Annotated in this window: 12 protein-coding genes; all 12 read right to left on the bottom strand. The window is 39.0% G+C overall.

Features of this window, described 5'->3' with window-relative positions; all coding sequences use genetic code 11:
- Positions 1 to 95: 95 nt before the first annotated feature.
- Positions 96 to 323, bottom strand: coding sequence for a hypothetical protein (locus FJR73_RS03685; RefSeq protein ID WP_125411465.1), 228 nt, complete (start codon positions 321 to 323; stop codon positions 96 to 98).
- Positions 324 to 362: 39 nt separating this feature from the next.
- Positions 363 to 887: a nucleotide exchange factor GrpE gene (gene grpE / locus FJR73_RS03680; protein ID WP_049538869.1), complete on the bottom strand. Its 525-nt coding sequence runs from the start codon at positions 885 to 887 to the stop codon at positions 363 to 365.
- A gap of 26 nt (positions 888 to 913) precedes the next feature.
- A complete protein-coding gene (hrcA, locus tag FJR73_RS03675) occupies positions 914 to 1,948 on the bottom strand; it encodes a heat-inducible transcriptional repressor HrcA (protein WP_004261010.1) in 1,035 nt (344 codons plus the stop codon).
- 160 nt (positions 1,949 to 2,108) lie between these two features.
- Entirely contained in the window at positions 2,109 to 2,621 is a 513-nt protein-coding gene (locus FJR73_RS03670) for a DUF2812 domain-containing protein (protein ID WP_061759562.1), read from the bottom strand.
- A 31-nt stretch (positions 2,622 to 2,652) separates the two neighbouring features.
- Positions 2,653 to 3,231 (bottom strand): DUF2812 domain-containing protein, encoded by a 579-nt coding sequence (locus FJR73_RS03665; protein WP_140833388.1) that lies wholly within the window; start codon positions 3,229 to 3,231, stop codon positions 2,653 to 2,655.
- On the bottom strand, positions 3,231 to 3,551 hold the full coding sequence (locus FJR73_RS03660) for a PadR family transcriptional regulator (protein ID WP_061759560.1): 321 nt from the start codon (positions 3,549 to 3,551) through the stop codon (positions 3,231 to 3,233). Before FJR73_RS03660 ends, FJR73_RS03665 begins: the two co-directional genes overlap by 1 nt.
- A gap of 454 nt (positions 3,552 to 4,005) precedes the next feature.
- A complete protein-coding gene (locus FJR73_RS03655) occupies positions 4,006 to 4,785 on the bottom strand; it encodes an LPXTG cell wall anchor domain-containing protein (RefSeq protein ID WP_140833386.1) in 780 nt (259 codons plus the stop codon).
- The gene (locus FJR73_RS03650) at positions 4,782 to 10,733 is read right to left on the bottom strand and encodes an Ig-like domain-containing protein (RefSeq protein WP_140833384.1); all 5,952 of its coding nucleotides are present in this window, start codon (positions 10,731 to 10,733) and stop codon (positions 4,782 to 4,784) included. Before FJR73_RS03650 ends, FJR73_RS03655 begins: the two co-directional genes overlap by 4 nt.
- A 905-nt stretch (positions 10,734 to 11,638) precedes the next feature.
- Positions 11,639 to 12,985 carry a type I glutamate--ammonia ligase gene (gene glnA / locus FJR73_RS03640; protein WP_140833382.1) on the bottom strand — a complete coding sequence of 449 codons (1,347 nt, stop codon included), beginning with the start codon at positions 12,983 to 12,985 and terminating at the stop codon, positions 11,639 to 11,641.
- A 36-nt stretch (positions 12,986 to 13,021) separates the two neighbouring features.
- Complete coding sequence (glnR, locus tag FJR73_RS03635; RefSeq protein ID WP_000659551.1) at positions 13,022 to 13,378, bottom strand: transcriptional repressor GlnR; 357 nt, start codon at positions 13,376 to 13,378, stop codon at positions 13,022 to 13,024.
- A gap of 76 nt (positions 13,379 to 13,454) precedes the next feature.
- Complete coding sequence (locus FJR73_RS03630) at positions 13,455 to 13,982, bottom strand: aromatic acid exporter family protein (RefSeq protein WP_000119911.1); 528 nt, start codon at positions 13,980 to 13,982, stop codon at positions 13,455 to 13,457.
- 135 nt (positions 13,983 to 14,117) lie between these two features.
- Complete coding sequence (locus FJR73_RS03625) at positions 14,118 to 15,314, bottom strand: phosphoglycerate kinase (protein WP_001096743.1); 1,197 nt, start codon at positions 15,312 to 15,314, stop codon at positions 14,118 to 14,120.
- Between the last annotated feature and the right edge of the window lie 146 nt (positions 15,315 to 15,460).

Raw genomic sequence — 15,460 nt, 5'->3', positions numbered from 1 at the left:
AACTTTCACCACGGCGGGCAATATCTTCCTTGCAAGCCTTCGGCTTGCTTCTTATCTTTCTTTCATAGTTTATTGTCGTTTCGGACAAAACCAAATCAGTCTTTCTTATTTACTGACATATCCTCTGTAATTAATAATAACAATTGACCAATTAAAATCGGTTGCAATATAAGTTCTAATACTTTTTGCAACCAAATTACTGGTTGCGTTCCAAAATAAGAAACTTTTGCTCCTTCCGAAATAGGATAAGCAAAAAATATCCCTACTACCAGAAAGAAAACGACAATTCCAATAGCCCAATTTGTAGCCGCTATCTTTTTCATTCTCATCTTCCTACTATATTGTTTCGACATATAAAACTTCTAATTATACACCACCACCATTGCCGGGCGTAGGATGCGGTCATGGAGTTTGTAGCCTTTTTGGAAGACTTGGGCGATGGTATCTGCTGGGTGTTCATCGTCTGCTGGGAGGGTTTGGATGGCCATATGGTAGTTATGGTCAAATTCTCCGTCAGCTGCGATTTCTTCGATTCCTTCTTCTTTCAAAGCGTGAATCAAGCTTTCTTGCACCATCTCCAATCCTTTTTTAACGTCGTCTGTCAAACCTTCAACTGCGAGTGCACGCTCAAGGTTGTCCAAAGAAGGGAGAATCGCTTTTGCCAAGTCTTGGCTACGATAACGTTGCAAGTTTTGACGCTCTTCATTGGCACGGCGTTGGATATTTTGCATTTCTGCATGAGCACGAAGGTATTTGTTTTCGAACTCATCCGCACGTTCATTTGCCAAGTCCAACTCAGACTTCTCAGGAGTTGCTTCTTCTACCGTTTCCACAACTTCCTCTTCTTGAACTTCTTCTACTTCTTCATTTTTTATATCTTGGGCCATTTTCGCCTCCTTTAATGATTTCAATCTTAATGTACTTCGTAATGATTACTGCTAAGGTAGCGGTAAAAATCTGTCAACTTCATGGTCAAAACACGGTTGACCACATTGACTTGGTTGATTAGCTGTTGGTAATCCAGATTGACTGGACCGATAATGGCTAGAATTCCAACTCCTCGATAAGGAATGAGGAACTTGCTACTAATCACCGCTAGGTCTGCTAGACAGGACTCTTGACTGTCCGCAACTCGGACATTTTGCATCTGATCCTCATGAAGCCCCTCACGAATCTCCAGAGCCACCTTTTGCGGTTGGTCAAAGAACTGATAGGCTGCTAGATTAGCAAAATTCAAGAGATTAACCTTGCCTGCCACCACAATGTTTTCGTTGAACATTTCCTTAAAGATATGTTCAAAGAGATCGATCACATTATCCGTTGTTGTAAAGTAACGCTGGATAATCTGCGGAATCTCCGTCCGAATCTTGTAGTGAATATCTAGAACGGTGTGGCCGAGGAAACGTTCCTGAATGATGCTCTTCAGTTTCAGCAAATCCTCCTGCAAGAAGTTCCTTGGAATAAGAAACTGACTGGTAACCGTTCGAGACTCGTCTAGGGTGAATACTGCCAAGGCTGTATGTTGCCCCAAAACAACGATATCAAAGGCTGTCAAACGTTGCCTGCTCGGCTCAACATCCAGTGCTACTACCGTACAGCCACTCAGGTCTGTTAGTAGATTAGCTGCCTCTTGCAGAATATCCTCTAATTTGAAGAATTCCTGATCAAAGGCTTTAACAATCTCATAAACCTCATTTTCAGCCAGTCGGTCAAAATCCAGTGAGTGTTTTACATAGTACTGAAAACCAGCAACACTTGGCATCCTACCACTTGAAGTATGAGCCTTTTCAAGCAAACCTTGCTTTTCTAGAGCCGCCATGTCATTACGAATGGTTGCACTGCTAGAGTTAATAGACTCTTGCAAGGCTTTGGATCCGACAGGTTCGTGCGTTTTGGTAAAGATGTCAATAATGAGATTTAGAATATCCTGCTGACGCTCTGTAACCATCTCATCACTCCTCTCTGTCTGATCGATTAGCACTCGATACCCTCAAGTGCTAACTTATGATTCTATTATACACCCTTAAAAGAGAATGTCAAGATAAAAACTCAAAAAATTAGCACTCTTTTATCAAGAGTGCTAAAAATCAGTCTAAAGACCTAGAACCTTACTGTTTATCTACTCGGTATGCCCTTTTAAGTCTAAAAAAACCATAGATTAGATAAGAAATCATAAGAGCATATAAAACAAAAATAATAAAGAAAGACATAGAAAGTTCTTCTTTAAATAAACTTATACAAACAACCAAACCACCTAAGAAAGTAGCTGTACAGGAACGAAGTCTAGATCGCATAACTTCCCATCTGAGCCCCTTACTCATATAAACTTGATCCTCTGGAAGTAAATTAGAAGACGATTTACGAAGAATCGAACAAAAACCTGTTTCTATCAATTCCCAATCTCTATTTCTAAAATCTTGCAGTTCATGCTTATATTTTTTAAGAAATCTAGAATCATAGATACAGTAGATGACATCGTCTGGTTGACATTGATCAAAATAGAACAAACCAAAACGACTCGTTCTATATCTCCAACCTTTCAAATGCATCTCATGCAAATACTCTTCTTCCTTGTCCAAATCAAGAATCGTAAAAATCTTAAATTGCTTTTTATTTATCATGACTTTCCCTCCAATTTTGAACATACCTACCCTAGCATAAATCTGATAATTCCTTCTTTTTATGCCATAACTTCCAGCTAATATAAGAAACTATTAACAAAAGGATCAAAGATAAGAAAATATCTAGCCCGACTGCAAGTAAACTCCATAGACCATACGCATTACTTCTATTGAGCAATTTAAGTAAGAATGGTATATGTATGGCTAGCAAAAGTAAAACAGGTACTAATCGCAGTCTTAAAATGCGATTAACCATAGCTAACTTCCCAGCAGCGTCATTATAAATTTCAAACTCGGCATTCGATTCAATTTCAGAATGTGCTTTTCTAAAATAGGAAAAACTATTAAAGTCTGTAATATGCTCCCAGCCACAATCTTTAAATAGTTGTAAATAGGAGGTTCTCTCTGATTTTTCCATTGGGTAAAAATCCAACTGATAAGACACTTGCTCAGAGTGACACTTTTCAAAGGTATACTTAACTGCAAACAGTAAGATAGAATAGCTTACTTTTCTAAGTTTCCAGCCCTCAGCATGCATTTTTCTAAGATATAAAGCCTCTCTATCATAATCCGCAATTGTAAAAATTCGATAAACAATTTTCTTTTCTATTATCCTTCCTCCCGACTGTTTCTATAGAGCCGTTCAATACGTTTCAATTCAATATCTAAGACCTTTCGTCCCAAGTCTGTAATCTGATAGATTTTCCGCTTTTCCTCTTCGCGGACAAAGGAAATCAAACCATCCTTTTCCATCTTTGACAAGGTTCCATACATAGTTCCTGGACTAATCAAGACTTGCGAATCTGTCATCTCCTTGACCTTTTGCGTAATACCATAGCCATGGCTCTCCTTTTGCAGACAGAATAGAATATAAAAACCCGTTTCAGTCATGGGAAGGTAAACCCGCCTAATCTTATCTGTTAATTTCATTTATAGCCACCTCCTATCCAGTTCAATATATCGCACTTCGTTATATAAAATATATCACACCTCGATATAAAATGCAAGAAATAATCGGCATTCTCTCTAAACATCAATCGACTATTTTGCCTTCATATTCAACTCCATGCATTGGATAATCCAAACTATCTTATACTATTCAAACTACTTCAGCTTCACCTTGCCGTATATATGTTACTGACTTCGTCAGTCTTATCTACAGCCTCAAAACAGTGTTTTGAGCAACCTGCGGCTAGCTTCCTAGTTTTCTCTTTGATTTTCATTGAGTATTACTTTTCTTCAACACACTACAGTTGACAAAGAGCCAATCAAAAAGCAACGCTAAACACGTTGCTTTCTGATTTTAACACAGTTACTTGTATATCAACTCATTTTATTGATTTTATACAAATCACTTGTTATTGACCTCATAGTCTACAAGTCACTACTCTTCTTCCTTCCGTTTTCGTGAAATGAGAAGTCCGCCAGTCATAGCTGCTAAAAGAGCTACAATAAGTGACGTGTTTGATTTCTCTGTCCCTGTATTCGGAAGTTGTCGATCTTTATTTATTGTAGTTTCAGATATTGGCGTTCCCTCTGACATTTCATTAGCACTGCCGTCCTTATCTGGCTGAGCTGGCATTTCTTCTGGAATACTATTTACACTACCTTCATAGTCTCGTTTAGCTGGGGTAACTTCTGGAATGCCGTTGACACTGCCTGTATAGGCTGGAATATCTACAGTTGGTGGCGTAATGACATTGCCCTCGCCATCCGTACTGCTTGTGCCTACTGGATCTGTATAGGCTGGAACTTCGACAGTCGGTGGCGTAATGATATTACCTTCTCCATCCGTACTGCTTGTGCCTACTGGATCTGTGTAGGCTGGAATATCTACAGTTGGTGGAGTAATGACATTGCCTTCGCCATCCGTACTGCTTGTGCCCACTGGATCTGTGTAGGCTGGAATATCTACAGTTGGTGGTGTAATGACGTTTCCTTCTCCGTCCGTACTGCTTGTTCCTACTGGATCTGTGTAGGCTGGAATATCTACAGTTGGTGGCGTAATGACATTGCCCTCGCCATCCGTACTGCTTGTTCCTACTGGATCTGTGTAGGCTGGTTGACTTGGAGTTACTTCTGGAATACCGTTTACACCAAAGTCTTGGTTCACTAAGTCTGTTCCTGGAATTTGGTGACTGATTCCTGTTGTTGGGTCTGTCACGGTTGTTGTTCCGTCTTCTCCACAGTGACTTCCTTACCTGGGTTCTTCGCTTTGACTTTGTCTTCCACTTGTTTTTTCTCTTCTGGAGTTAAGTGCGCTTTGTCTTTAACTGGAACTTTCTCGTCTGGTTTCACTGGGGTGAAATCTTGGTTGACCAAGTCACTTCCTGGAATTTGGTGACTGATGCCGGTTGTTGGATCTTTCAACGTTGCGGTGCCGTCTTCGCCTACAGTGACTTCCTTACCTGGGTTCTTCGCTTTGACTTTGTCTTCCACTTGTTTTTTCTCTTCTGGAGTTAAGTGCGTTTTGTCTTTAACTGGAACTTTCTCGTCTGGTTTCACTGGGGTGAAATCTTGGTTGACCAAGTCACTTCCTGGAATTTGGTGACTGATGCCGGTTGTTGGATCTTTCAACGTTGCGGTGCCGTCTTCGCCTACAGTGACTTCCTTACCTGGGTTCTTCGCTTTGACTTTGTCTTCCACTTGTTTTTTCTCTTCTGGAGTTAAGTGCGCTTTGTCTTTAACTGGAACTTTCTCGTCTGGTTTCACTGGGGTGAATCCTTGGTTGACCAAGTCGCTTCCTGGAATTTGGTGACTGATGCCGGTTGTTGGATCTTTCAACGTTGCAGTGCCGTCTTCGCCTACAGTGACTTCCTTACCTGGGTTCTTCGCTTTGACTTTGTCTTCCACTTGTTTTTTCTCTTCTGGAGTTAAGTGCGCTTTGTCTTTAACTGGAACTTTCTCGTCTGGTTTCACTGGGGTGAAATCTTTAGGCTGCGCTGTAACTATTTTTGGATCTGATGGTCTACTATCACCTTTCGTAGCTGTTGCTGTTACCTGACTTCTATCTTTAACACCTTCAGCTGGAATAAGGAGTTGCCCTGTACTTGAATCTACAGTTACACCTGCTGGTTTATCTGATGATGACCATGTTCCGTTTTTATCTTTGACTACTGTTACAGTTTTATTTTGTTCTTTCTCATCAGTGTAATTAACCGTGACTTTATCGGCATCCCCTGTTGGTGTCACTGTAACTGTTCCATCACTTGGTGCTATTGCCATTGGTGACGTTGGCTTAGAATCACGTACTTTGAAGACTTTAGATGCATCTAATCTATCTGTACTATCGTCTTTATAGGTCACAATCACATTATTACCATCAACTGTTACAGACTTAATTTTATCGCTAAAGGTTGGATTAGCTTGTTTTACAGCATTCTCAATTTGAGTCGCATCTGCATTGTCTAGTAATAACGGTGTTCCTGGAGCTTGCGCATCATATTTAAATGTTTGAGGTTTCCATACAAATCGAATACGTCCAGGAGCTCCTACATCATTAGCATGACCTACATGCTCATAGTTAGTATTTCCACTTGGATCTTCTGCAAATAAGTATCGTGAAATTTGCCCACTTTGTTCATTAAACTCACCCTTAGGAATCTCACCAGTTACCTTAAGAATAGCTGGAGAATTTTGACTTGCTGGCGTATCAGTGTGAATTTTAGTAGCCTTCAAGTAAAGTGCTGATCGAGTTTTCCCGTTCAAGTATGAATCTTCTGTACCTAGACCCTGTCTATTATCAGCAGCAAACGCTAGATGCAATTTAGAAATCTTACCAGAATTATCCCAAGCTTTCAGTGTAATATCGTTATTTTCCCCAGAGTAAACATAGATCTCTTGTCTAGCTGGATTATCATAAGGAATTTCAACTATTGGTCTAATCTTATCATTTGATTCAACCAGCTTGTCTCCAGATATTTCATGAGATATTCTTGATTTAGGATCAGTTACAGTGGCAGTACCATTAGTCGATACCTGTACTTCTTTACCAGGATTAGCATCTGAAACTTTTTTCTTAACCTGATTAACTTCACTCGGTGTTAAAGAAGTTACTTTTGTAACAGGTGTCTTAGCAGGAACTTTTGGCGTGAAATCTTGGAAAGTAGCAACCTTAGCATCACTTGGATGTGAGATATTTCCTGCTTCATCTGTTGCTTTAGCTGTAACATTACCTTTCGGAATTTCCTTAGTCGGATCGATAAGCGCTTTACCACTTGCGTTAGCTACACCGCGTCCTAGTTCTTGATTTCCATGATCATATAAAACAACAGATGCACCTGGTTCTGTATCTACTTCAATTTGAGTTCTAGTTCCAGCTTTATCCGTCAAGTTAGTTGGAATCGTTGGCTTACCTGGAGCTACATTATCTAAAACAACATTATCAGGTGTTTTTGCATTACCTTTTTGAACAGATCCTCTACCTTGGTGATTGTAGGTAATATTCCCGTTATTTTCAACAGTTACTTCTGACTTATTGATACCAGGATTGGCTTTTTCATAGGCTGTTTTAACTCTTTCTTTATCTGTTGGAGTTAAATGATTAATATCTTTTACAGGTACTTTCTCTCCTTTATTTGCTAATACATATTGATTAGCCTCTTGAGATGATCTTATTCCTGAAGCTTCCGTAATATCTTTATTTTCTGCAATAGCTTGGATTCTATCTAGGGTTTCAAATCTTGTACCTGAAGGCAATTCAAAGGTTACACTTCCATTTGAATTTGGTGAAATTCGTACATTCGCCGCATTTTCTAACGTCTTATAACGTCCAGAACCTTCTTTTTCAATTTTAACTTTTTTCCCTTGAATAACTGCAGTGATAATATCTGTTCTGCCTTGCGGAATAATAGTTACGCTTGTTGAACCATGATGAGGTTGCTGAATAGTCAAAGCTTGCGGTGCAGGTACTGTCGCTTGTTTTGGAGCACTTGCATCTGTTGTGTGATCACGATTATCAGTTGCTTTTGCTGTTACATTTCCATTTGGAATCGGTCTTGTAGGATTAATAGTAACTCGACCACTTTCATTTGCCGTACCTTCTCCCAATTCATGGCCTGAGTGATCGTAAAGTTTTACTTTAGAACCTGGATCTGCCGATACAGTAGTCGGTGTTTGTGTATCTGCCTTATCGATTAAGGATGTTTCTATTACTGGGCGTTTTTGAATAGTGTATGCCGAAGCTACTTTATCTACTGATTTATCAGGATAAGTGATGGTAACATTCCCTTTTTCATCTACTGAATAAGTTGCCTGATCTAATAATGCTCTGTATGCTGCATCTGTATATGTTCTATTGTTCTTCTCTTTAATCGCTGCAATGATTTTCTCTTTTTCTGGACCACTTACAGCGTTTGGATTGTCTACAGTAATCTTTTTATCAATAGAAATATCATATTTTTTCGCTACTTCAAGGACAGTGATAGTTGTGCTAACTTCAACAACTGCACCTCGATTACGTTGACTCAGACTAGCTGTTGTAGTCTTACTTTGACCAACAAAAGTAACTTTTGTATCTCCTAAAGGCTGTTCTAAAGAAATAGTACCCTTAAAACCTCCAAATGCATTTAGATGTGCCTTCCCACCTGCAGTACTTAGATAATTATGTGACAACTTTCCTTTTATTGGGAAGTTTCTTTCTAAATCTTCTTGAGTGTTTAGCCCTTTAGGTTTTAATGATTCTAAATATCTAGCATGAGCTTGAGTTTTAATCTCAATTTCGTCCCCACGATAAGCAACGATCCATTTTTTATCAACTCCAACAGTCAGACCTGATTTAGTATCTTGTTTCGATTCTCCATGACCTATTTGAGATCTTGTAACATTCACAGGGTCACTTTTCGCTGATTCTTTCCCTCCAGCTGGAGTTGAAGTCGCTCTAACTTGCCCTTCAGGTAAACTATTTAGAGGATGTACCGTTGCATATCCATCATTTCCAGCCTGAGCTTCTCCTATTAGCACATCATTATTATCGTAAAGTTTTACTGTTGAACCTACTGGTGCTTTTACTCTGACGTCTGCAGGTATACTTGCTTTACCTGTTAAGTCACTCTCGATGTGAGCACCAGATGTTAATGGAGCCTCTACTACATTGACAGGTTTCCATCCCTCAAGACTTCCGTAACCGCCTTCTTTCATATTTGAAATAACAGACGTTTGAGATCCTACTTTCATATCACTATTCAATCGTAAATTGATGATAGAATAGAACTTATTACTTGTATTATCTACTGAAGTAACAGTTGCTAGATTACTTTGAAGAGATTGCCATTGTTGATTAATCGTAGTACGTCTAATTGCAACTTGATGCTCTTGATTATTCGTATCTCTATACTTCAAATACGCCATCCCTGCATCATGTGGTACAAATAATTTAATATTACGTTGATTAGATGTAACCTCACCTACAGGATGTCCCGGTGAATGATCAATCCATGAACGTCCTAATGAAACATCCACATTCGTTGCTTCACTCTCTTTGCCATCAACACTTTGAGTTACTGTTATCTTATCTTTCGGTACAAGTTGTTCTCCAGTATCTGATAGATTACTATTTAAACCAGCATCTAGTGAAACAACCCAATGACCACTTCCATCAACTTTTGTCTTCTTAAAAGTATTTCCATTTTTCTTAACAGAAATAGTCGCTCCTGGTTTCCCAGTCCCTGATAATTGATTATCTGTTGACGGTACAGTCTGCATACGTACAGTGTCGTTGGTTCGAGTATAGTTGTGGTTAACAGTAGGAGCGCCTACTGCATTGACATGGATACCTACAGCAGGGAAGTCTGAATTTCGACTTGTAATCGCCGCCTTACCACTTAAGCCAGAATTTTCAAGAGTATTCTGTACAATAGCGGTCGCAAAGCGAGCAAAAAGATTGTGATGTGTTCCTCTAGTAGTTACTTCATAGACTATTCTATCTGGCACAGCTCCACCAATAAGTCTGTAGTGACCAATAAACATCTTATAATTAGAGAAAGGCGTACTAGCAGGGCGTCCTCTGGAAATTTCTCTCTCTTCTAGTACACTACCACCAGCTCCACCTCTTTCTACTACACGAATATTTTCAATAGTATCATCTGATGTAACTGCAATACCAGCCCAAGCATGATTCTTATGAGCCGGACGGACAGCCACTCTCCAAATAGTACGATCACCATCAATGTCATAATGAAGATTTTCAAACTGTTTAACTCCATCACCACTGATAGTACCTGAGTCGAGATTTCCAGCTACAGAACGATCAATTGATCGAGCTGCATAATGAGCTATTCTAAACCCAGAATAACCTTTTTTCTTCTTATCAAGAACATCCTCTGTCGCCTCATCTACAAGATTACTTTTCGTATCTATCGGTAACAGTTTATTATCTTTGTTTGGCAGTTCTAGACTATTAGCTTCCTTATCTACCTTGTTTAAGCTTCTATCGGAAGCTGTCACAGTAGGTTTTGAGCTATCTCTAGAAGTTTCTTCTTTACGAACTTCAGTAGCAGCCTCATTCGTGCTCTTATCTTCTAGTAAAGAATCCTTAGCATTGCTACTTTCAGCCTGATTAGCAGTCTCGTCTACCGCTTCAGCAGAAGGCACCTTACTCTCTTCTTTCCGCTCAGGTTGACTAGCACTACTTTCTTGCTCTTTTAATGTTTCTATCAGCTTTCTAATTTTTAGAATATGTTGATCAATATCCTCTGATTTAGCATCCTTATCAGAAAGCAAACGTTTGCTTTCATCAGTAAGCTGAAGAAGCTGATTAGACAATGGAGCAAGTTTACTTTCTTTTACCTTAACTACAATATCTTTAAGCTCATCCATCACTTGAAGAAGGGCTGATTTATCAACAACTTTTGTAGTTTTTTCTTCCAAATTCCTTTCAGCAAGCTCTTGACTATTTGGCAAGGGTTCTTCCTTAGCCCTACTCCTACCCTCATCATTTAGGGTCTTCTCAGTCGCTGCTGTATCAGGGGATACAGATAGACTATCTGCTCTAGCTACTCCATTTGCAAAAAACAAGAGGGCAGCTATAGCTACACTAGCAGCACCAAAATGGTACTTTCTAATCGAATAGCGAAAAACTTTTTCACCATTCCTATTATTCTTATGTCCAAACATAAATTTTTCCTTTCTATTTTTAAAATGACATAACTATATATAGTTTATCACAATAAGTTGATATAGTAAAATGATATCTGTAATAAATAATTAACAACTATAGAGTATTTTTATAACGAAGCAGTTCCTAGAATAGTAAGATTTTCGTTGAAAAAAGAGCGATTAATACATGACAAAAAATCTTTAAACTATTGATTCCTGTATGGATAAAATAAGTTCCACCGCTTGCATATATATATATGCAAGCGGTGGAACTACCCTCTATGTATGAATTTGTATATTTACTAATTAGGACTAAACTATAAAATTTTAGTATCTTGATTTTTACAAAAATAGCAATTATCCTTATTAAAGAAATATCAGAAAATTTAATATAAAAACATCAAATGCATCAAATCAATTTATGACAAACACACCTTATATTCATGTAGATTACAGCATACTATAGACGATAAAACCTCAATTCAAGAAAAAATAAAAAAACTTCTCATCTATTACACTCATCTAGCTGAAGCGCATAAAAGACATATTGTAATCGATCTTTATAGCTGATACTCAATGAAAATAGAAGAGTATGAGCAATATGAAAACACTATATCATATTTAAGTCGCAATAGTATAACACGACTTCTAAAACATTGTTAGGAATTATTTTGGACAATCCTAGACTCAATTCATTATCTTCCAATCTACTATAATAAACTTATGCTCAATGAAAATCAAAGAGCAAACTAGGAAGCTAGCCGCAAGCTGCTCAAAGTATAGCTTTGAGGTTGCAGATAACGCTGACGTGGTTTGAAGAGATTTTCGAAGAATATTAGTAATCTACAAAAGACTAAATGTAAGTACTCCAGTCTTTAGAACAACATAAAAAGGTTGCCCAAACGGACAACCTTTCTGTACCATTAATATAAATCTAAATAGTTATCAATTTCCCATTGTGAAACGAAGGTTGCATAACTTGCCCATTCGATTCGTTTGGCTTCAAGGAAACTAGTATAGATATGTTCTCCAAGAGCCGCTCTGACAACTTCATCTTCAGTCAAAGCCTTCAAAGCGTTGTGAAGGGTTGATGGAAGGTCTGTAATGCCAGCTTCCTTACGCTCTTCTGCTGTCATAATGTAGATATTTTCTTCGATAGGAGCTGGTGCTTCGATTTTGTTTTCAATACCATGCAAACCAACTTCCAAAAGAACCGCCATAGCGATGTATGGGTTTGCCATCGGATCCACTGAACGTAACTCAAGACGAGTTCCCATGCCACGTGAAGCAGGTACGCGCACAAGTGGCGAACGGTTACGACCAGCCCAAGCAATGTAAACAGGCGCTTCATAACCTGGAACCAAACGTTTGTATGAGTTAACGGTTGGATTCATGATGGCAGTATAGTTGTAAGCATGCTTGATCAAACCGCCAAGGAAATGATAGGCCGTTTCTGACAACTGCATTCCTTTTGGATCATTTGGATCAAAGAAGGCATTGTTTCCTTCTGCATCAAACAGGGACATATTACAGTGCATACCTGACCCAGCAATACCAAATTTTGGTTTGGCCATAAAGGTTGCATAAAGCCCATGTTTGCGAGCAATAGTTTTGACAACAAGCTTAAAGATTTGAATCTTATCACAAGCACGGAGAACTTCATCGTATTTAAAATCAATCTCGTGTTGTCCAACCGCAACCTCGTGGTGACTCGCTTCTACTTCAAATCCCATTTTAGTCAAGACATTGACAATCTCACGACGTGTATTGTCCGCAAGGTCAGTAGGCGCCAAATCAAAGTAGCCACCCTTGTCATTTACTTCAAGTGTTGGGTCCCCATTTTCATCTAGTTTAAATAAGAAGAATTCTGGCTCCGGACCAAGGTTGAAGGATTTGAATCCTACTTCTTCCATGTGACGAAGAGCACATTTCAAATTGCCACGAGGGTCACCTGCAAATGGTTCACCTTCTGTTGTATAGACATCACAGATCAAACCTGCAACACTTCCATTTTCATCTCCCCACGGGAAGACTGTCCATGTATCCAAGTCTGGGTACAAGTACATATCTGACTCATTGATACGTACAAAACCTTCAATAGAAGATCCATCAAACATAGCCTTATTTGACAAGACCTTATCTAATTGTTCATCTGTAGCAGGAATTTCGACGTTTTTCATCGTTCCCAAAATATCTGAGAACATGAGACGGATAAAGGTAACATTTTTTTCCTTGACTTCACGACGAATATCTGCAGCTGTGATTGGCATGAGTTTTCTCCTTAATCTATGACTACTTGCGGTTGCCTAACCGCGACCAAAAGGTGATCGTACTGAAGCAAAACGTCCCTGTTGGAGAAGTTCATTGTGAAGTGCACGACGCACCTCAGTCTGACTCACCACTTTCTTGGACTTCGCTTCACGTTCAGCATATTTTTTCTTAATGGCAGCGATATTATAACCTTCTGAGATATAATCTTTGATTTCAAGCAGACGATCCATGTCATTCAAGGAATACATGCGACGGTTCCCTTCATTTCGATCAGGTTTAATCAACTCTTGATCTTCATAATAACGAATCTGACGTGCCGATAGATCTGTCAACTTCATAACACTGCCAATAGGAAAAACAGCCATGTTTCGGCGAAATTCTTTTTCCTTCATTTACAATTTCCTTCTTTCTGTCTATTATAGTCTAAAAAAAGACAAACGTCAATTGATAATGTTATAAAATGTAACATTATTTTTCTTTTTTCTCTAAAAAGAGCCGAATGCGATCAATATCGTAATTTACGAGAATTGCAACAAAAACTCCCATGAAAGTTTCCGATACACGAGCAAATACGTACAAAATTGTCTCTCCGCTCGGAATCGATAGGGTAATGATTAACATGGCCGCTACACCGCCAATAACGCCCGCTTTGTTATTCATGGCCACATTTGTCATAATGGTTAACATGGTGCAGATTGGAACAACTACTAAAGTTACCCAAAAAGCTTCATGGAAAAAGCCATTTAATAGGAAGAAGACCAGAGCATAGAAGCCACCGATACTATTTCCTAGAATGCGCGAAGTCCCAAAATGAACACTCTTATCAAAACTCTCCCTCAAGCTAAAAACGGCTGTCAAAGCACCGATTTGAAGACCTTTCCAGCCAAAAAAGCCAAAAATTAAGAGAACTAGAAAAACAGCAATACCTGTTTTAAAAGTTCGCATACCAAGTTTGAACTGGGATTTATCGAATTTATATTTTTTAAAATAACTCATAATCTCAACTTTCTATTTCCATTTTATCATAAATCGGTGATTTTTATGAGTAATAGTTGAGAGGAAGCGTTTTTATTTCAAGCAAAAGAAAAGAGGAACTTTCATCCCTCTCTTCTTTGATTCATTTATGAAATCTTATTTTTCTGTCAAGGCTGCAAGACCTGGAAGAACTTTACCTTCAAGAAGTTCCATTGATGCTCCACCACCAGTAGAGATCCATGAGAACTTGTCTGCACGTCCAAGGTTGATCGCTGCGGCAGCTGAGTCACCACCACCGATGATTGATTTAACACCTGGTTGTTTCACGATAGCGTCCATCACACCGATTGTACCAGCTTGGAAGTCTGGGTTTTCAAATACACCCATAGGTCCGTTCCATACAACTGTTTTAGCACCAGTCAAAGCTTCGTCAAATTTAGCGATAGATTTTGGACCGATGTCAAGACCAAGGAAGCCTTCAGAAACTGCTTCACCTTCAGTGTCACGCACTTCAGTGTAGCCAGCAAATGCGTTTGCTTCTTTTGAGTCAACTGGCAAGATCAATTTACCGTTTGCTTTTTCAAGAAGAGCTTTCGCAACATCCAATTTGTCTTCTTCTACAAGTGAGTTACCGATTTCGATACCTTGTGCTTTGTAGAATGTGTAAGTCATACCACCACCGATAAGGACTTTATCAGCTTTTTCAAGCAAGTTTTCGATAACACCGATCTTGTCTGAAACTTTTGAACCACCAAGGATAGCTACAAATGGACGTTCTGGAGTTTCAACTGCTTCTTGGATGTAGGCAATTTCGTTTTCAAGAAGGAAACCAGCAACTGCTTTTTCAACGTTTGCTGAGATACCAACGTTAGATGCGTGTGCACGGTGAGCTGTACCGAATGCATCGTTTACGAAGATACCATCTCCAAGTGATGCCCAGTATTTACCAAGTTCAGGATCGTTTTTAGATTCTTTTTTGCCGTCAACATCTTCGTAACGAGTGTTTTCAACCAAAAGAACTTGTCCATCTTCAAGAGCGTTGATTGCTGCTTCCAATTCAGCACCACGAGTGACACCAGGGAAAACAACGTCTTGACCCAATTTAGCAGCCAAGTCAGCAGCTACAGGAGCAAGTGATTTACCAGCTTTATCAGCTTCTTCTTTCACACGTCCAAGGTGAGAGAAAAGAATTGCACGTCCACCTTGTTCGATGATGTACTTAATAGTTGGAAGAGCTGCTGTGATACGGTTGTCATTAGTGATTACGCCATCTTTCAATGGTACGTTGAAATCCACACGAACGAGGACTTTTTTACCTTTCAAGTCAACGTCTTTAACAGTAAGTTTTGCCATGTTACAAAAACCCCTTTATTTATTTTATTCGAAACTATTATATCACACTTTGGAAATATAAGGAAAGATTTCACAAGATTTTTCGATATTTAATCTTCCTCTTCTTTTTTCTGTTTCAATGTCAAGGCTAAACTAGCGAGACCAAG

Origin of the sequence: Streptococcus sp. D2 (assembly GCF_006385825.1) — a bacterium.
GTDB classification, from domain to species: Bacteria; Bacillota; Bacilli; order Lactobacillales; family Streptococcaceae; genus Streptococcus; species Streptococcus shenyangsis.
The sequence above is the reverse complement of the archived record's forward strand: the minus strand, read 5'-3'. Positions and strand labels throughout refer to the sequence as shown.

Coding starts and splice junctions, on each gene's coding strand:
- FJR73_RS03685 (WP_125411465.1), bottom strand. CDS start 323: ATGAAAAAGATAGCGGCTACAAATTGGGCTATTGGAATTGTCGTTTTC.
- grpE (WP_049538869.1), bottom strand. CDS start 887: ATGGCCCAAGATATAAAAAATGAAGAAGTAGAAGAAGTTCAAGAAGAG.
- hrcA (WP_004261010.1), bottom strand. CDS start 1,948: ATGGTTACAGAGCGTCAGCAGGATATTCTAAATCTCATTATTGACATC.
- FJR73_RS03670 (WP_061759562.1), bottom strand. CDS start 2,621: ATGATAAATAAAAAGCAATTTAAGATTTTTACGATTCTTGATTTGGAC.
- FJR73_RS03660 (WP_061759560.1), bottom strand. CDS start 3,551: ATGAAATTAACAGATAAGATTAGGCGGGTTTACCTTCCCATGACTGAA.
- FJR73_RS03650 (WP_140833384.1), bottom strand. CDS start 10,733: ATGTTTGGACATAAGAATAATAGGAATGGTGAAAAAGTTTTTCGCTAT.
- glnA (WP_140833382.1), bottom strand. CDS start 12,985: ATGCCAATCACAGCTGCAGATATTCGTCGTGAAGTCAAGGAAAAAAAT.
- glnR (WP_000659551.1), bottom strand. CDS start 13,378: ATGAAGGAAAAAGAATTTCGCCGAAACATGGCTGTTTTTCCTATTGGC.
- FJR73_RS03630 (WP_000119911.1), bottom strand. CDS start 13,982: ATGAGTTATTTTAAAAAATATAAATTCGATAAATCCCAGTTCAAACTT.
- FJR73_RS03625 (WP_001096743.1), bottom strand. CDS start 15,314: ATGGCAAAACTTACTGTTAAAGACGTTGACTTGAAAGGTAAAAAAGTC.